This is a genomic window from Streptomyces sp. F001 (assembly GCF_004187715.1).
GTDB lineage: Bacteria > Actinomycetota > Actinomycetes > Streptomycetales > Streptomycetaceae > Streptomyces > Streptomyces flavusporus.
In genome coordinates this window covers 1,161,037-1,178,664 of sequence record NZ_QZWF01000002.1, presented here as the reverse complement: position 1 = coordinate 1,178,664, position 17,628 = coordinate 1,161,037, and the positions used below count along the sequence as shown (strand labels likewise).

Here is a 17,628-nt window from a genome sequence, read left to right as displayed (position 1 = left end):
CGGCGTGCAGCTGCGGTCGATCATCCTTTACAGCAAGAGCGGCGAGAAGCGGGTCCTGGACTTTCGTCTGGGTGAGCTGAACATCGTCACCGGTACCTCGCAGACCGGCAAGAGCGCGCTGCTGGACATCGTGGACTTCTGCATGGGCCGTGACGAGGTGACGCTGCCCATCGGGCCGATCAGCCGGACCGTTTCCTGGTATGCGGCCCTGTTCCAGCTGCCGGACACCCGGGCGTTCGTGGCCCGCAAAGCCCCTGCGCCCGGCCGCAAGTCGGTGACCAACGCGATGCTGGAGCTGGGCGCCGACCTTGAGCCGCTGGACTTCGAACAGCTGCGGGTCAATGCTGACTCCACCATGGTGCGCGAACAGCTCGGTGGCCGGATCGGCATCGGGGACACGGCCGTTGAAGGCACGGGCGGGCCGAGCAGCGGGCCGCTGACCGCGCACCTGGGGCACGCCGCGCTGCTGTGCCTGCAAAACCAGGACGAGGTCTCGCACCGGCGCTGGCTATTTCACCAGCAGGCCGAGGACGGCATCCGTACCGCCCTGCGCACCACGCTCCCCTACTTCCTCGGTGCGGTGGCCGAGGACCAGGCCGCCATGCAGCAGCAGTTGACCAACGCCCGCCGCGCGCTGCGTCGGCTGCAGGGCGAGCTGAAGGCGGCCGAAGCACTCAACCAGGACGTGGACGTCACCCTCCAGACACTCCTACGGGAGGCAGAGACACGCGGGCTGCTGCCCGAAGCGGGCGCTGTGGAGGTCGTAGCCGACCGCGCCGGCGCCATCGAGGCGCTGCGCCGTGCGGCCACCACAGCAAGCCTGCCCACCCCGATGCGGGATGAGGAGCAGCGGCGCCGGGAGCTGGAACTGCAGCAGGTACGCGACCGGCTGCGGCGCAACCTGCGCGACATCGCCGATCAGCGGCAGCTCCTGGCCGACCAGGAGCGCCACGAGAACGGTTTCACATCGGCCCTGCGTCGCGGCGTCTCCCGGCTCGGCTCCGTTCAGTTGGCTGCCCCACCGCTGGACGGCGTCGGACACGACCCGCGGGCGTGCCCGGCCTGCGGCAGCGAGCTGAGCGAGCCCGACCCGCAGATCGACGCCATGCTGGCCACCCTGGACGACCTGCGCGGACAGCTTGATGCGGTGCGCACCACCCGCCCGGGCCGCGAACGCGCGCTGCGCCAACTGCAGCAGGAGACGGACCAGCTGCGCCAGCAACTGCGGGGCGTCGAGGGCGCCCTGTCGGCCCTCTCGGAGGCGGAAACCGCCCGCCGCGGGCTGCAGAGCAGGGCCGAGGAGCAGGCCTACACCCGGGGCCGCATCGACACCTACCTGGCCCAGCTCGACCAGGCCGGCCCGGGCGGCGACCTGGCGAGACTGCGCTCCCAGATCACGCTCGCCGAGCAGGTGGTTGCCGGGCTGGAGGCGGAGCTGGACCCGCAGGAGGTCGAGGACCGTCTCTCCCACAGCCTGAACTACATCAGCAGCGACATGACGCAGTGGGCCGACCGGCTCAAGCTGGAACACGGCACCCGGCATGTGCGCCTCGATCTCAAGCGGCTGACCGTGGTGACGGACTCCGACGAGGGCGTGGCCGAGCTGATGCGGATCGGCAGCGGAAAGAACTGGGTGGGCTACCACCTGGTGGCACACCTGGCCCTGCACCAGTACTTCGCCGTGCACGGCCGGCCGGTGCCGCGTCTGCTCATGCTGGACCAGCCCACGCAGCCTTACTACCCCTCCGATGTCGCCAAGCAGTCGGGCATGCGGGACGTCCCTACGCAGGACGCCGACCGGGAAGCTGTCCTGCGCCTGTTCGAGCTGATGCGGGATGTGGTCGACGGGCTCGGGGGCGGCTTCCAGATCATCGTCAGTGACCACGCGAACCTGCCCGAGCCCTGGTTCCAGGACCGCGTGCGCTACAACTGGCGTGACGGTGACGCTCTCATCCCGCAGGACTGGATCGACCAGCACGGCGGCAGCGCGAGATAGCCACGGCCCCGGGCCGACGCGATACCGGCAATAACCGAGGGAAGCACATGGCAACCGTCCCCCCGAACCGGCGCATTGAGCGGGCTGGGGTCAATGCGCTGAGGTCGTTCCTCGATGAACACGATCATTTGGTGCAAGAGATCGCCGGCGGCACTGATCACGGCGAGGACTGCTTCGTGATGCTGACCCGGCAGCGGAAGAGAACGGGCTACTCCTTCACCGCGCAGGTCAAGACGGGCAAGAAGTACAAACGTGCACGCGGCTACGCGATCGATGTCGGGCATCACTTCACGGACTGGCGGTCAAGCAAGGTCCCTGTGATCGGAGTGGTCTACGACGTCGACGAGCAGCGCATGTTCTGGATCAACCTCACGCTGTACCTCAACGCGTCGGCCACGGCCCCCCGTTGGGTGCCAATCCCCCGGGAGAACGAGCTGTGCGCCGCGTCGATCGACGCGTTCGTCACACACATCGAGGAGTTCACCGACACCCCAGAGAAGCTCCTCGCAGAAGGCGGTTCGCCAGCGCCTTCGTCGCAACCGCAATCCGGCCGACGACGGCAGGCAGCCGCGTTGCATCCACCGGTGCTGCAGTGGGTGAAGGCCACGGCAGCACCCCACACCCGGCAGCCGCAGGTCGCTGACGGGTACGTGGTGGTGCGCCACCGCCACCTCATCCGTGTCCTCGATGCTGGGTCGGGCGCCGAGGCCTGGTCGGGCAGGACCGCCTTCGACCGCCTCAGCCCGTTGGGTGACGACGCCGTCTACCTCTCCGCGGCAGCGGGCCGCCTGCGCGCCCTGACGCTCGGGTCCGGGCGCACACGCTGGGAACAGCCCCTGCGGGTGCGCGATGACCTCGCCGTCTGCGCTTCGAAGACGCTCTACATTCCTGACGAGGAGGGCAGGATCTTCGCCCTGGACACCCGGAGCGGCACCATTCGCTGGGCCTCTGCGCCAGGTCGTGAACGGCTCGTGGCCCCCCTCCTCGTCGCTGCCGACACGGTGGTCACCTTGCGCGGCACGCCGCCCGACAGCCAGGTGGCAGGGGCGGGTGCCCGTGAAGTGGTGGCCCTGGGCACCAGGGACGGCACGGAAAAGTGGCGCCACGGGGCCGAGGTCGACTTGTCACCGGCATGGACGCTCACCGATGACGTGCTGTATGTCGTGGAGCGCCCCGATGACAGCAGCAGTGTTCTGGTAGCTCTCGAGTTGAGCACCGGCAGGCCTCTGTGGAGATCTCCGCTGCCTGCGCCGGTGCCGTCGGCAGCCGTCGTTTCCGGCAACTGCCTGTACGTCTCCGGCCGCCGAGGAGGCTTGTACCGAATATCCCGCTCCGATGGCGCCTACCAGCGCATCGACACCACCGCTCCCCTCAACGCCTCACCCGCGGTGGCAGACGGCACCATCGTGGTGAACATGGGTCGTGCCCTCGCCGGGTTCGACGCCAGGGCCGGCACTCCCAGATGGTTCAGGCGCCTGCCTGGCCTGGCCATGGGGCAGCCGTTCGTGCTCGGTAGCGCGGTGTACATCGGCCACCGGGCCGGCGTGCTGGCCTGCGACCTCCAGACGGGCAGACGTCTGTGGTCGGACGAGCTCACCTGGGATCCTGAAATCCAGGGAGAACCAGCCACGACAAACGAGGCTTTGTATGTCACCGACCGGCGCGGAGTCGTCCGCGCCTTCTCCACATCGTGACACGGTGGTTCTAAGTGCGCGGGCAGGTCCTGGAGTTCACTTCGCGCCTCGCCCGCTCTGAGGCAGGAAGCAGCCGTGCCCATCACGCCGCAGCGGCGCGCGGACCACCGCCGTCGCCCATCATCCTGACGCGAGTGACAGTGCCGCGTGAGCAAACAGCCTCCGCATCGTCTGAGGCCCTGGAACTCCAGATCGATGCGCGCAAGCGGATGCGGCCACTCCCCCCTGACGTTGGATCCACCGCTTCGGCGATTGCCGGCTCAAGGCCCTTCCGTCGCAGATCGTCCGGTTTCCGACGCCTGCGCCGGGATCACGTCCTTGGCTGGTCAGTGATGTCCACCCAGTCTTCGGGGATGAGTTTGTCGCCAGCTCGCCAGTTCTGGACAACGGCCTGTTGAAACCACGGATCGGGCAGGTTGATGTGGTCGCAGACGATGACCTGCAGAGCCGGCGCCAGGTCGCACACGATCTCGTTGATCAGGTGGAAGAGTCGTTCAGTAGCTGCGCGGTCGGTGTCGTCGGTGGTCTCGCTCGTCGCGTCCGATTGATACCAGGCCTGGGTGGGCTGATCCAGGATGAGGATGCGCGGGACGGGCCGGCTATGGCGGACGAAGTACCGGTGCAGTGCCAAGTGGGTCAGAACGTGGTAGCCGACCCAGTTCGCGCCGCTCCCGATGCGGGACAAGGGGATTGGACCTGCGAAGGTACCGACAAAGAGGGTCAGCTCATCGAGGTCCAGTCGAGTGCTTCCGCCCCGATGTTCCAGCCGGAGTTGATGAGCCCACAGGGAGATGTCCTGTCCGACGGGAACAAGGCTGGCATTGAGTCGTTCCCGTTCCTTTTCCGGATCCAGTTCTTCCTCGAGTGCTCGCACCCTGGTTGCGGCGGTCTCCTGCAGGCGGCGCAGACGCGCCAGTTCGGTCTCGGCCGTGTGGTGCAAGGTGCTCAGGACGCCGTGGATCCGGCCGCGAGCGAAGTCAGCCTGAGCCTGTTGAGAGAGGCTCGCTGAAGCTTCCTGGCCTGCTGTCAGTGCCTGCAGGGCCCCTTCTGTGGCGAGGAGTTGGCGGCGAAGCTGAGCAACCCGTTGGCCGACGGCCTCGAGTGCCGCGTGTCTGGCCGGGCGTGTTGCCTCCATTCCGTCGAGCTGTTCGGACAGACGGTGCAAGCTGTGCCTCAAGGCGGCAACGGTGGGGTCGGGTGCGGGCAGCGTAGAGCCACACAGGGGGCAGGCGGACTCGTCTCTGTGGGGCCGGTCCGCCGTGCTGTCCTCGAGCGGGGCCAGCAGTGTCAGGCTGGCGAGCCGGTCTCTGGGGATGCGAGCGGACACGGTGAACTCGCTGGCTGCCACGCTTTCGGAGAGCAGGGTTTGGCGGTCTGCAGCAAGGGCCCGCAGACGATCGCGCAGCCGGTTGCACTCTCGTTGGAGCTCTGCGACGCGCTGCCCGTGCCCGATGTCGTCTGGCTCAGGTTCCGACGCCGACGCGACTGCGGTGGCGAGTGCTTCGAACACGGCCGTACGATCGGGCGGTGCCTGGGGCGGGACCATGCCCAGTACGTGCGCCTCATGCCACAGAGCTGAGAGGGTTGTTCCGGCTGCGTCATTTGCCTGGCGGGCCTGCGCGTAGTTGCTTTCCGTCTCAGCCAGTTGGTCTCGGGCGGCGGCCAGCTGGGCGAGCTTGCGTGCTTGGTCGTAGGTCACCGCGCCGAGGAAATAGGGCAGGGTGGCCTTGAGCGCCTCTGCCACATACGGTTCGCCTTGCCGGTGGAAGAGCCGATCTTTGGATGCGATGTCTGACTGCCCTTGCAGGCACAGGAGCGTCGCGTGCCCGAGGTGAGCTTCGATCGCCCGATCGGCTCGGTCGGTGGGCGACTGATGGCGGTTCTCGGTGATTCCGATGTGCTGGCCGAGCTGTCGGCGCAGCGTCCTGCCGTCCGTGTTCACCGCAAGTTGATCAAAGTTGAGGAGGCTCAGGTGAGTTCCGAAGATCAGCATGGCGCGGGTGCTTCTGGTCTTCGAGGGCTCGGGGGCTGGCCTCGCCACGAAGGCGCGGGTGCCGTCCAGTTGAAACAGGGCCGCATACCAGGACACTGAGTCGATGATGGGTCCCACGGGCAGTTGGAGCGTGTCGCGTCCCGTGAGGTACTCGAAGATGTCGAGCAGGGCGCTTTTACCAGTTTGGGACTCACCGGTGATTACGTTGAGGGCGCCCGGTTTGAAGTCGAGGACCCGGCGGCGGCCGTCCGTGCTGTAGAGAGCGATGGCGAGGAGCTGCACGGGGTCAGGGTGCCACGCCCATGAGCGCGAACACAGTCGCGGTGTCGTTCTTGGCCAACCAGCGTCCCAACAGGCGACCAATACATAGGATGTCGTCCAGTTCCGGGTGCTCCGGGACCTTGGGCAGCAGCCTGTTTTGCGGCACAAGGGTGTCGGCCCGCAGTTCAAGGATTTGGTGGCGCAGCGCGAACCTGAGGCCTTGCCGGATGGGGGCGACGAGGGCCTGCGCACGGTCGGGAAAGCCGGCACGCACGAGGGGATTGCGTTCCATCCACGTCCTGAGGTGGATGCTCGTGGTTGTCGGGAGGCTATCTCTCGTGCCACGGTGCAGGGCTAGGGGAGCAACGATGAAGGACAGCGCCAACGGCATCCCGGATGAGACCTGTCTCTTGTAAGCGTCCGCCGCGGTGGACAGGAGGCAGGCGATGAGGGCCGGGTTGTACATGGCGGCGACGATGGGCGGGCGTTCCGCGAAGGCAGTGTCGATGGCAGGCGCGTGACTCTGTCCTGTCGGTGGCGTCGTTGTCACGGCTGAACCAGCAGACGCTCGAGTCTCGCACGGAAGTCGGCATGCCAACCGATGCGCCCCTCGTCGGCGAGGATATGCCGCTGCCCTCGGGCAAGGAAGGCGTCGTGATATCTCCTGCTGAGGAAGGGGCCCGCCTGCTGCATCAGCTGTCGCAGGAGTTTCGCACCGGCTTGCTGCTTGGAGATTTCGTCGGCGACAGGACCGATCTCCATCTCCATCCACTCGAACTCTCGCTCCCACTCGTCGAGCAGTTCTTCTCCGAACCGAGTGAGTTCAGCAGGTGAAAGAAGGGCATGGTCGAGCCAGTGGACGATCTGGGTGTGGGCGCGGTAGTAGTCCACGATCGCGCGCTGGAGGTTGCGTGGAGGGTAGGCCACCCAGTGCATCTGCTGCACGAAGGGGCAATTGTCGTAGGTTGCGGCAACGGCGTGGGCATCTATCTCATCCAGTTCGATCGTGGTGGGGAGCATCGCCCGGGTGAACTGGTCCCGCATGCCGGCGACAGCGACGTGGGCAGCGCTGGCATCTACGCCGTGTTGGCGGCGCTGCAGCATGGCCAGGGCCTGCTCGTCCCACCACCGCCAAACCATCGCCAAGAAGGCGTCTTCGTGCCCGGTCGGCAAGGCCCAGTGAAGTTGCGCCCGCACAAGCCCGGGCACATCGTCGATGTGGGGTGAGCCGTCGATGACCTGGATCCGCGAGATGAACGCCTGCTGGTCGGCTGGCCCCAACGCAAGGAACTGCTCACGTGCCTCCTGGGTGCGGCCCGAGGCTCTCTCCAGCGCAGCCATCTCAAGCCCGCTCAGCGCGAAGTCGTCGTCGCGGGTTTCGAGACGCAAGGCAGCAATGGCCGTCCCCGGCCGGGCCACTTGGGTGGTAACGAGCATCAGCTCGGGACCCTCGGAGTCGGCCGGAACAGCCGTGTCCATCCACACCTTCAAAGTGGACCAGACATCGACGGAAGCATCAGTGAGGGTGCGCTGGCCATTCTGGTGATGCTTGATTTGCAGCAACTCGGTTGCTGTGCCGCCGTGTTCCCAGGCGATGTCGTCGAACAGCTCCAGTGAGATCGCCGCGTCCGGCCGACTGTGCCCCAGGCGCAGCAGCTCAAGCAACGCCCACCATGTCTGATGCTGATAACCCAGTGCACTCGGAGCAGCGTTGTGTGAGACCTTCCCCATCAACGCAACCTCCGTCCGGTGGCCCCACTTTAGCCCGCACGTGAAAGGACACCATGCTGGTAGGCGGCCGCACGTGCAGGCTGGTTGAATCATCCTGCCGGACTGCGGGCCGTGCCAACAGCACTGCCGAGAGTGCCGTACCCGCGGCTGGCACATAGCTCAGCGCAGCCTCACGATCCTCGTCGGCGAGGAGGACCGGGGCCCGCTCCTCGACCAGCTCACCGAGCAGGTTCCGGACCGCACTCGGCTGCAGGTCTTCGTGGGCGACGAGCAGCGCAATCCGCTCATCACGACGGAACGCGGCCCGAGTCTGCGCGAGCTGTTCGGCGAACGGAGCCTGACCGCGACGACCGTGGCCTGCGACCTGGGCGACGGTAGGCAGACCACGGTCCGCTTCGTCGCCGACGAGGGCGATGTGCGGCGCGGCGGCTACACCATCGTCGCTGCGGACGGATTCCCCGGCCGGTTAAGGCACCCGCTTGCAGTGCAACGCGAAACACCGTCGGCACCACCAAAGTTCCGCTCGCAACTCGTCTGCCCCCTAACTTCCGGGTACAGCAAGGGAGGTTGGGAAGGAGCGTTTCGCGGACATCAACTCTCAAACCGGGTTTGATAGTCCTATGCAGGGATGGAGTAGATACGCGCTCGTTGCGTGCGCGGCCGTATGCGGCACGGCGGCGTTGTGTTTGGTGGCAGTCGCCATCTTCGTGGATCTGGCGGCTGCGGACCGGCTTGGCAGCGTCATGGGGGCGATCGCCGGGCTCGTGGGCTTGGGGCTCTCGGTGTGGGCGCTCGCGGGGTCCGGACGCCTCTCGGTCGAGGCCCATGATGGAGCCGTGGCGTCAGGCGGACACGTGGGGCGAGTCATCGTGGGCCATCACAACGAGGTAACGCGACACACGACGGCGTCGCGCCGCAATCCGCCTGTGAGCGGGAGCGTTCGTGCCGCGGGAGCGGGTAGCACAGCTGCCGCGGGAGACATTGATGAAGCCATCACCGGGGACGGGAACCGTACGTGACCCCCGTGTGGGGCCGCCGTGACCACGGCACACAGGACGGCGATGATGACATACCTCCGGCAGCGGGCAGCCGGGTACAGGCGAGCAAGGACTCTGTGGCTGCGGGCGGAGGCATCGGCGCGGTCATCACCGGCGATCGCAACGCAGTCACACATGTGTATGTCTTGCCGTCCCCCCAACCGGGCCCTGACACGGGTCAGGAGGCGCTCGCCACTCGCCTCATCAGCGCCTGTCATCCGCTCGACCTGGAAGTGCATCATGCAATCCATGTCGCCGCCGAAAGCGATGAGTTACCCGCCTACGTACGGCGCGAGCATGACGTCCAACTGCAGCGCATCGTGGACGCCGCACGAGAGGGCAGGAGCCAACTGTGCATGCTGGTGGGCGAATCCTCTACCGGCAAGACCCGTGCGTGCTGGGAAGCCATCCAGGTTCTGGCAGCCGACGGCTGGCGGCTATGGCACCCTTTCGCCCCCACCCGAGCCGAGGCGGCCCTGGTCGGTCTGCCTATGGTGGGGCCAAAAACCGTTGTCTGGCTGAACGAAGCGCAGCACTACCTGGCCCCGCCCCAGGTCGGAGAGCCGATCGCCGCGGCCCTTCGGACCATACTGACCGACACCGACCGCGCCCCAATCCTTGTTGTTGGCACTTTGTGGCCTGTGCATTGGGACCAGCTGACCTCCCTACCGGCCACGCCGGAGCACGATCCGCACGCACAGAGCCGGCAGCTGCTGACAGGCCGGCAGGTACGCGTGCCGGACGCCTTCACCGAACAAGATCTCATCGGTGCGCGCAGCGCTGCGGAAACGGATGAGCGTCTTGCGCAGGCACTGGCAGGGGCGGCTGACCGCCGCATCACCCAATTCCTGGCCGGTGTTCCGGCCTTGCTGGACCGGTATAACCATGCCGGCCCGGGTGCCCGCGCGCTCCTCGACGCCGCTATGGACGCGCGTCGGCTGGGATGCGGGATGGATCTTCCCGCAGCGTTCCTCGAGGAAGCGGCCACCGGCTATCTGCCCCCGTCGGTGTTCCAGTCTCTGGACGATGACTGGTTCGAACATGCCCTCGCCTATACAGGACGCCCTGTCCACGGCAACGCATCCTTGCTGCAACGGACACGCCGCATGCCAGGAAGCGATCGTGAAAACAGCTGCTTCAGGCTGGTCGACTACATAGAGCAGCATGGCCGCCGCACGCGTAGTCATCTGTGCCCGCCGGCCTCCTTCTGGGACGCAGCTTTACGGCACCTGTCACGGCGCACCGATGTCAGCGTGTTGGCATCAGCAGCCTCAGCCCGGTGGCGGCTGCGCTACGCCCGCCTTCTGACCGAGCGCGCCCGTCAACTGCCCTGGTCCGAGCCCACCATCGACCCAGACGTGCGGCTCCCCGAGTACGACTTGCTCGACGGGGACGCCAACTGGCCAGCAGAACACCTCACTTGTAGGGCACTGGCCGATCTTGCCTTCGCCGCCGCCGAGGCCTCCGACTACGAGCAGGCCGCCGCCCTGGCCCTGCAGGCCGGCGAATGCTGCCAGCCGGACGCGCTCGCCGAGATCGCGCTGCAGCACGAATCGGCCGGACTCCCCGTCGAGGCATCTGAGCTGGCTCACCACGCCGCAGCCAGCGGCGCCCCGACCTGCCTGAGCCATCTGGCCATGATGCGAGAAGAGGCAGCCCTGTTCGACCAGGCAGAACACTACGCACGAGCCGCCGCCGAGTACGGGCTCACCAGCACACTGACCGACCTGGCAGTGCGCCGCGAAGCAGCCGGGGACAAGGAGCACGCCGAAGATCTCTGGGAAGCCGCCGCCACCTACGGACACCCCGAAGCCCTCGCCAACATCGCCCGCTTCCAGCACGAAGGCCACGACATCGACGGAGCAGTCCGCACCACTCGGGAAGCACTCGACCGGGGAAACGCCGCCTACCCCCACCACCGCGTCGAACCCCTATGGGTACGGCTGTGGCCGCACGGCATCGAACCGGACGGCACCCCCACCAATCCCCCCCATGAAGACCACTCCTGGTAAGGATCTAGTGATGCGGGCAGCCTGCCCACCCACTAGCTAAATGGGCGTCCAGGAAGACGAGTTCGGCGCCTGGTGTGCTCCGGGCGGCCCGGTGCCGGTACAGGGCGAGACGACATGGTCGTTCCTGCATCGTGTCGCCGTCTGCTATGGCCTCGAGGTGGGCGAGTTGCTGGCGTGGGGGTGGTGGGAGTGGGTGAATCCGGTCACCGAGAGCCGCGGCCGCCGTCCGGACGGCGAGGTGCTCCTGAACGTCACGGCCCAGGCACAGGTCGCGGCGTGGGCCGGGGTCCCGGCCATGCATCTGGCGCGGGCTTTGCCGTCGTGGACGGCCGGGCCGGCGTCCTTCGGTGAGCGGGCCGTTGCGGATCGGGGATGGGCACGGTGGCGGGTGGGTGCTCAGGCATGGGGGCCGGTGTCTTTCGGCTGTCGGCTGTGTGCCGCCCGGCGCAGCGGCCGGATGGAGCGGGTATGGCGGTACGGGCAACGGTGGGATCGGGTGTGTGCCCGGCACGGACGGTGGCTGCTGGATGTCGGCGATGGCCACGACCTGGAGTATCTGGACGTGGGCGGGTGCCGGGAGGTGGCTGCCGCCCAGGCGCGGTGGCTGCGAGTGGCCCGGCGGGCGGTGTGCACGGGTGCGGAGCCGGGTTCTGTGTTCGCGGTGGCGCGGGCGGTGGTGTGCGGGTGGTGGCAGCAGGACGCGTTCTGGCAGCGGGAGCAGGTGTGGGGTCAGCGCCTTGAGCGGGTAACTCTTGACACCAGCCGCAGAATCGAGGCGGCGTCGCGGTGGCCAGCGGCGTGGTGGCGGCTGGTCGCGCGGGACGCGGTTGTCTTCCCCGAGGTGGTGGCGGTGGCGGCCGTATTGGTGGATCCGGCCCTGCGGCTGCTGGTGACGGATGAACGGCCGCTTGTCCGCCGGTCCCGGCACCATGGCCGTTTCGTGACGGCGCTCGGAGACCGGCTGGAGCGCGGCTGGCTGAAAGAGGTGGAGCGGCCGGAGAGGCCGAGCGCCCTGCAGGCATGGATGAGGGGCCTGGCCCGCGAGCTGCGCTCACCGTCGCCGTCCGGTTCGGCACACAGCGGGATGTGGCGGGTGCAGGCGGCCCACCAGCCTGCCGAAGTGGGGGTGGGACTGCGCCTGTTGGCGACCACTTCCCCGGTCGCCTTCCGGCGGCACGCCGGGGCGGCGGGGTGGCGGGCCGAGTTGTGGGTGCCTCGGCGCGTGGGGCAGGGCGCCGGGTTGAAGGCCGTATCCCAGGAGCGGTTCGGGGAGGGCCTTGGTCACGCGCGCAGGTATGTGGCCCAGCATGGGCATCTGGCCGTCCCGCACGCCGGCGCCCCGCAGGACGGGTTCGACCTGGGCCGATGGCTGGCGAATCTACGCGCCGCGTCTGCCGGCTTGCCGCCTGAGTACGTGCGGGTGCTGGCGGAGCTGGACGTGTGGTGGAATCCGCCCTGGCCGATCAGCTGGCAGCGGGCCTGGTACCGGGCCCGTGCTCACACTCTCGCCCACGGCCCCGTCAGCGGTGGTGACAATCTGGCGGGGCTGCCGCGCTGGCTCGAGCGGTGGCTGCGCCGCCAGATCGCCGACTACTCCCAGCTGGCCGCGGAACAACAGCAACTGCTCGCCCAGCTCGGCCTCACACCTGCCGAGATCGACCGCTTCCACGCCTGGCCCGCGCGACGCCGCAGCGTGGCCCACGGCCTGGAGGCCGCTCACGACTATGCCGCCCGCTACGGCCACCTGGCCGTCTCCCAGCCCACCACCCACGACGGGTTCGCCCTGGGCAAGTGGCTCAACCTGCAGCGCCACCGTCAGCGCGCCGCTGGCCGGTCCACGCGTCTCGGCCGGCAACTCACTGACCTGGACACCTGGTGGAACCCGCCCTGGCCACTGGACTGGCAGCGCTACTACTGGGCCGCCCGCCATCACCTCCACGGCCTGCCCGACGGCGCGGTGTGGTGGCCCGGCAGACCAGACGAGGACCAGACCCGGCAGTGGCTGCACGAGCAGCAGGCCTCATGGCAGCATCTACACGACAAGCAAAGGGCGTTGGTACGCAGCCTGGCAGCGGACACATCAGGCACAGGCCGCCGTGGCCCTTGTTGATCGCCTCGATCCTCCGTACGGCGTGCCGTTCGGCGCCCACCATCCGTACACGATCTCGTTGGACAACCGGCTGCGCAGCTGGCGAGAGCAGCACAAGTGGCGCTGGTGGAGGCGCACACGCGGCCCGTCCGCGCCGGCCGGACCAGCGGGGCGGGCGGCGACGTGACGCGGCATGACCGGCATCGCGGCGAGAAGGCGCGAGAGCCGGGGGTCACGGCTGGGTGCGGCTCTTGCGCGGCGGATGGCACACCGGACAGCGTTTGCCGGTGCCGCCGCGGCGGGATCGCTGATCGGGCGTGGCGTCCCAGCGTCCCGGACAGCCGGGCTTCGAGCAGGCCCACCGGCACAGTTTGGCGGAGCTCGGCCTCAGCTCCTTCGCGGTCAGGTCCGGTTCGCCGATCACTTCGACCAGCTCGCCGGCGAGGACAGGGTGCACGTCCTGCAGGGATTTGCCGGGCTTGGGGCGCATCCTGGCGGCAACGGTGCGTCGGCGAGCGCATCGGGGGCATCCGCTCGACTGGCCCGTGCGGCGGTTTGGAGGGGCGGGGTACTCGAAGCGGCAGTGCGGTTCGGGGCACCGCCACTGGCACGTCTTGTTCGACGTGGGGAGCAGGTCGAACGCGGTCCAGCCGGGGTGGCCGACGACCTCGATGAGTTCTGCGGCCATCGTCGGGTTGACCTCGGCGAGTGATTCACCGGGACCGGGCCTGCTGTTTGCCGCGCCCACCTGTGCGTGACCGCACTGGCTGCAGCCGCGGCCGGCAAGTGCCCGGCTGTTCAGTACGGCCCTCCATTCGTAGCCGCACTCCGGCTTCCGGCACCGCCACAGACACACGTCGTTGCAGCCGGGCGGCATCCGATCAGGGGTCTTGCCGGGGTTGGTGAGGTTCGCGACGAACTCCTCCTCAAGGTGCGGCGCCACGTCCACCGCCGACACCTCGGGGCCGGCCACGGCCTTCTGCCACAGCTGCGCACCCTTGGTGAGCGCCGCTGTGACCTCGGCCGGTGTGAGCTGTCGCCAGGAAAGGCCGCGGCGCCGCAGTACGACACCCACCGCCTCCGCCCAGTCCTCGGGGTTCACCCCCGGCCCGGCCTCATGGTGGGCCAGGCCGGGCACCGGGACGGGTGGCAGCCCGCGGCTTCGGATGCGTTCCACGTCGAGTCCGGCGGCGAGTGCTGCCGCGGTCTTGGCGGTGTCACGCTCCAGGCTTCCTGGCCTGTTGTGGGTCCATTCCGGGTCCAGGTCGATGAGCAGGCCGGGGGCCGGCTCGGGCAGGTACAGGTCGAAGCGGTCCTGACGGCGCCCGGGCAGGCGGAGGCGGTGGTCCAGTTCTACGCTGAGCCCGCAGGCGGCCTCGACGAGCATGGCGACGTTGCACTCGAACGGGGAGCGGCCGTGGCCGGTGCAGTCTGGGCAGCCGCGTCCATTCGTACGGTTGGCCAGTGTCGCCGGCCAGAAATGCCCTTGAGCGCACTCCCATTCGCACAGGTCATGGGACTGCGGGCGCAGGGTGTCCGGGCCACGGTCGGGGCGGCTGAGGTTGCGGCGGAACTGCCGTGCCAGCGCAGGATTCAGCTCGGCCAACGATTCTCCCGGGCCGGGAGCCCGGTTGCGGCGCTTCCAACACTCAGGACACCCCGAGGGTTTGACGGTACGGGTGCGAAACTGCAACCGGGCGGGCCACTGGTGACCGCATCCTTTCGCTGAGCAGCGCCACTGGCACCGGTCCGTGGAAGAGAGTCGCATGTCTTCCAGCGCCATACCCGGGCGGGACAGGTTGGACACGAACTCGGCCTTCAGCCGCGCCCGAACTGCAGCCGCCTCGGTAGCACTTCGCCGTTTCCCCATGACGGCAGATCCTGACAGCCGCCACTGACAACGGCCGCCCATCGGCCCGGGCTTGTGCTGCCGGGTACCCCACAGCAACCCTCGAGAGCCAAGTCTCGTGCCAGGGAAGCACGTTCGTGTCCGGGTGATTCCGTGTAATGGGCAGACTGCAGGTACATGCCGTGTTAAAGATGCCTGTGTGCGTGTAACACGGGTGCTGATTGAAGGCTTCAGAGGTTAGGGACACCTTGATGTGCGTCCCGGCAACCATGTGTTGGTGGCGGGGGTCCCCCGCGCCGGACGCACCGACCTGATCACCGCCCTTGCCCGGGTCCTGGATCCGGATGCCGCGCGTGGCGCCGCACTGTCCGACCTGCATCAGCGGCCGGTCATCCCCGACGGCGCCGACTCTGCACCGGCTGAAGCGGACGATGACGTGGCCAAGAGACAGGCAGAAGCCGTCGTTGAAGCCTCAGCCGTCGATGTCGCCGGCGCGGAAGACGCGGCAGAAGCGGACGCGTCCGGCGACAACGGCGCCACACCGCAGGCTCCCTCTGCGGTGCTGCAGCGGGTGGAGGCCGCCGAGGTCGAGGTGACGCTGACCGATTTCGATCCCGATGTGCAGCAGTTGCTCGATGGGGTCCTGGAGCCGCTGGAGGACTCCGGGTGCGTGAGTGAGGATCCTGATGCGTCTGCGGATGCTCCGCTGTGCGCGCGGCTGGCCTATCGCCTGAGCTATGACGAGGAAGCCGAGACGCTGGAGTCGGTGGTGTACTTCCCGGCGCGCAGCAACCCGGCGCTCGGCCAGTACTCCCGGGTTCCTGCCGCCACCCGGCGGATGCTGCCGGTGGTCACCCTCGATGCCGGCCAGCCCCTGCAGTTGCGTGCCGGTGCCGGCTTGCGGCGCATCCTCGACGAGCGGGACGCAAAGGCCGGTGCCGCGGCGTTTGATGCGCTGGCCCAGGCCGTCGCGGAGGCCGTGTCGGCGCTGTCGGCCGACCCGGCCGTGGCCGAGGCCGTCAACGCGGTACTCGCGGTCGGCGGGACAGGGGAACGGATCGGCGATGCCCCGCTCACCGCGGAGCAGGTCGGCTTCCGCACCGAGGACGGGTCGGTGGCCGCATTGCTGCGGACCCTGCGCGCGGCACTGCATCTGGACGCAGGCGGCATGCTCGGGCTAGCCCAGCACGGCAGCACGGTCAGCGCGGTGTTGTCGATGGCCGAGGCGATGCTGCTGGCCATCGTGCCCGGCGCGGTGGTGCTGGCCGACGACTTCGGTGACCAGCTGGATGCTCCGGCCGCCGAGCATCTGGCGGCCCTGCTGCGCGCCCGCTCCGGGCAGGTGTGGCTGTCCACCCGGCGGCCGGAGGCCGCCCGGGCCTTCGAGCCCACCGAGGTCATCCGGCTGGTGCGTCACGGTGGCGTCCGCTCCCACCATCCCAACCTGCAGGACCGCAGGTCAAACGGCCCGAGCAGGGTCCAGAGCCCGTCGCAATCCATCTGGGGCACCGCAGGTCACCGACATGCGGTCACCGCAGCAACAATGCGACCTCACAACCTCCACCGCCGGGGTGTGGCCGGCCTCCTCCAGCCCACGCACCCAGGTGGCCACCGCATGGGCGGTGGGTCGCTTCCTCAACACGGCCTGAGCGAGAGGAAGTTGGGTGGGGACGGGGATCTGACCCAGGTATCGCTGGGTGTTGTCCCGGGGATCGACCAGCGCGTAGATGACGCGGGCGCCGGCAGCAGGGCGTGGAGAGGACACGGACGCCGATGGTAGAGGGCGGGTATCGGCGGCAGGAGTTCCGTCACCCGGGCGAGTGGTGTCGTTTGATGCGGATGACGTCAGACACCGGGCAGGCCGTGCTGACACGACGATGGCGGCCGCGGCTGTCCTGAACAGCTAGATGTCCGTGAGGTCCACCAGCACCACTCCGGCCGCGCGTGCGTCGGGCGGCTCGAAGCCCCGCTCTCGGATCATGGATTTCACCCGGATGCCCGGCGAGTTCATCCAGCCCCGGGTAGACCCGGTCATCCAGCCGCTCACGCCCCCATGCGGCCGTCGCCGGCGTCGATCGCCCACGCCGCGCTGACCCGCCAGCGCTGTCCGTCGTCCCGGGACGGGCCACTGCGTCACGGCGAGTTGAGGTGCGCAGCCTGTCCACCTCGGCCTGAGCCGCAGCCCTCAGGTCATCACTCCCGCGACGGTGGAGATCTGCAACCGTCGCGTGAGCTGCTTCAAGGCCGCTCCGCCCGGTATCGGGCGCATCGCACAGGACGCGATGCCACGGCATGCTCCGGTCCCGGACATAGGAGGCCCTGATCGGCCTGTCCCGAAGGACGGCTTGCACGGTCAATGCGGACACGATGGTGCATCCCAGCTGGGTCGGCGAGCCGCGGCCGTGACGGCAGTCGACCACCAGGCCGGTCGGTGACCTCGGCACCCAATTGCGGTGGTTGTACAGCACGTAGACGGGCAGGCAGCCGGCGGCCAGCGCATCGCGGACCAGCAACTCGCTTTGACGCTCACCGGTGGTACGCACCACATGCTCGAGGTCGTATCCACCGCCGCGTTTGGCGCGTTTGGCCTGCACGCGCAACCCGAATGCCCGGCCTGCCGTGTGGAACCACCACTCCCAGTCGGCCCCGTTGCGAGCCTCCTGACGCCGGTGGAACTCGCGCACGACGATGCGGTCGCTGTGCAGACGCTGCAGATCCCCGAGGTTGAGCTGCGTGTACATCTCCTCCCCGGACGCGGAGCCGGTGAAGTGGTCAAGCGCCAGCCGCTCGAAGGTGGGCGTGGCGCAGGCGCGCAGGGTCCGGCACACCGAACGGGCCGCCGGGGAGACCCCGAGGACGGCCGCCTGCCCCGGCCCGCGCAACTCCACGCCGCAGTGCGGGCAGAACACGAAGTGGGCAGCAATTTCCTCACCGCACAGGCACAACGACACCAAGAACTCCTCCCC

The 17,628-nt window shown here is 68.4% G+C and carries 11 protein-coding genes; 6 read left to right on the top strand and 5 right to left on the bottom strand.

Annotation, left to right across the window (positions count from 1 at the left end; translation table 11 throughout):
* Positions 1-4: 4 nt before the first annotated feature.
* Both StrepF001_RS47795 and StrepF001_RS12950 read left to right on the top strand, forming a co-directional pair.
* Complete coding sequence (locus StrepF001_RS47795) at positions 5-1,996, top strand: DUF3732 domain-containing protein (RefSeq protein WP_129798352.1); 1,992 nt, start codon at positions 5-7, stop codon at positions 1,994-1,996.
* 47 nt (positions 1,997-2,043) lie between these two features.
* Positions 2,044-3,690, top strand: coding sequence for a PQQ-binding-like beta-propeller repeat protein (locus StrepF001_RS12950; protein ID WP_129798351.1), 1,647 nt, complete (start codon positions 2,044-2,046; stop codon positions 3,688-3,690).
* 310 nt (positions 3,691-4,000) lie between these two features.
* On the opposite strand, the gene StrepF001_RS47790 is transcribed toward StrepF001_RS12950, so the two are convergent.
* From StrepF001_RS47790 to StrepF001_RS12935, 3 genes are read right to left on the bottom strand one after another with little or no spacing between them, the layout of a single operon-like run.
* A complete protein-coding gene (locus tag StrepF001_RS47790) occupies positions 4,001-5,965 on the bottom strand; it encodes a DUF3732 domain-containing protein (protein ID WP_129798350.1) in 1,965 nt (654 codons plus the stop codon).
* A 4-nt stretch (positions 5,966-5,969) separates the two neighbouring features.
* Positions 5,970-6,494: a three component ABC system middle component gene (locus tag StrepF001_RS12940; RefSeq protein ID WP_276322815.1), complete on the bottom strand. Its 525-nt coding sequence runs from the start codon at positions 6,492-6,494 to the stop codon at positions 5,970-5,972.
* Entirely contained in the window at positions 6,491-7,609 is a 1,119-nt protein-coding gene (locus StrepF001_RS12935) for an ABC-three component system protein (protein ID WP_165396246.1), read from the bottom strand. Before StrepF001_RS12935 ends, StrepF001_RS12940 begins: the two co-directional genes overlap by 4 nt.
* Before the next feature lie 325 nt (positions 7,610-7,934).
* Here StrepF001_RS12935 and StrepF001_RS12930 point away from each other — a divergent pair, with 325 nt between their 5' ends.
* The 3 genes from StrepF001_RS12930 to StrepF001_RS12920 all read left to right on the top strand — a co-directional run bounded on the left by StrepF001_RS12930 (position 7,935) and on the right by StrepF001_RS12920 (position 12,834).
* The gene (locus StrepF001_RS12930) at positions 7,935-8,288 is read left to right on the top strand and encodes a hypothetical protein (RefSeq protein WP_129798347.1); all 354 of its coding nucleotides are present in this window, start codon (positions 7,935-7,937) and stop codon (positions 8,286-8,288) included.
* A 402-nt stretch (positions 8,289-8,690) separates the two neighbouring features.
* Positions 8,691-10,724, top strand: a complete 2,034-nt coding sequence (locus tag StrepF001_RS12925; protein ID WP_129798346.1) for a hypothetical protein — start codon at positions 8,691-8,693, stop codon at positions 10,722-10,724.
* Between the two features lie 40 nt (positions 10,725-10,764).
* Positions 10,765-12,834, top strand: a complete 2,070-nt coding sequence (locus StrepF001_RS12920) for a Helicase associated domain protein (RefSeq protein ID WP_129798345.1) — start codon at positions 10,765-10,767, stop codon at positions 12,832-12,834.
* Positions 12,835-13,045: 211 nt separating this feature from the next.
* On the opposite strand, the gene StrepF001_RS12915 is transcribed toward StrepF001_RS12920, so the two are convergent.
* Positions 13,046-14,419 (bottom strand): zinc-ribbon domain-containing protein, encoded by a 1,374-nt coding sequence (locus tag StrepF001_RS12915; RefSeq protein WP_240797451.1) that lies wholly within the window; start codon positions 14,417-14,419, stop codon positions 13,046-13,048.
* Positions 14,420-14,939: 520 nt separating this feature from the next.
* Here StrepF001_RS12915 and StrepF001_RS46395 point away from each other — a divergent pair.
* Positions 14,940-16,442 (top strand): hypothetical protein, encoded by a 1,503-nt coding sequence (locus tag StrepF001_RS46395; protein ID WP_206306836.1) that lies wholly within the window; start codon positions 14,940-14,942, stop codon positions 16,440-16,442.
* 28 nt (positions 16,443-16,470) lie between these two features.
* On the opposite strand, the gene StrepF001_RS12905 is transcribed toward StrepF001_RS46395, so the two are convergent.
* Entirely contained in the window at positions 16,471-17,613 is a 1,143-nt protein-coding gene (locus tag StrepF001_RS12905) for a DUF6615 family protein (protein WP_129798343.1), read from the bottom strand.
* Positions 17,614-17,628 lie beyond the last annotated feature (15 nt).

Bases quoted from the DNA above. Each gene is read 5' to 3' on its own strand.
- StrepF001_RS12920 (WP_129798345.1), top strand. From the start codon at position 10,765: ATGGGCGTCCAGGAAGACGAGTTCGGCGCCTGGTGTGCTCCGGGCGGC.
- StrepF001_RS12950 (WP_129798351.1), top strand. From the start codon at position 2,044: ATGGCAACCGTCCCCCCGAACCGGCGCATTGAGCGGGCTGGGGTCAAT.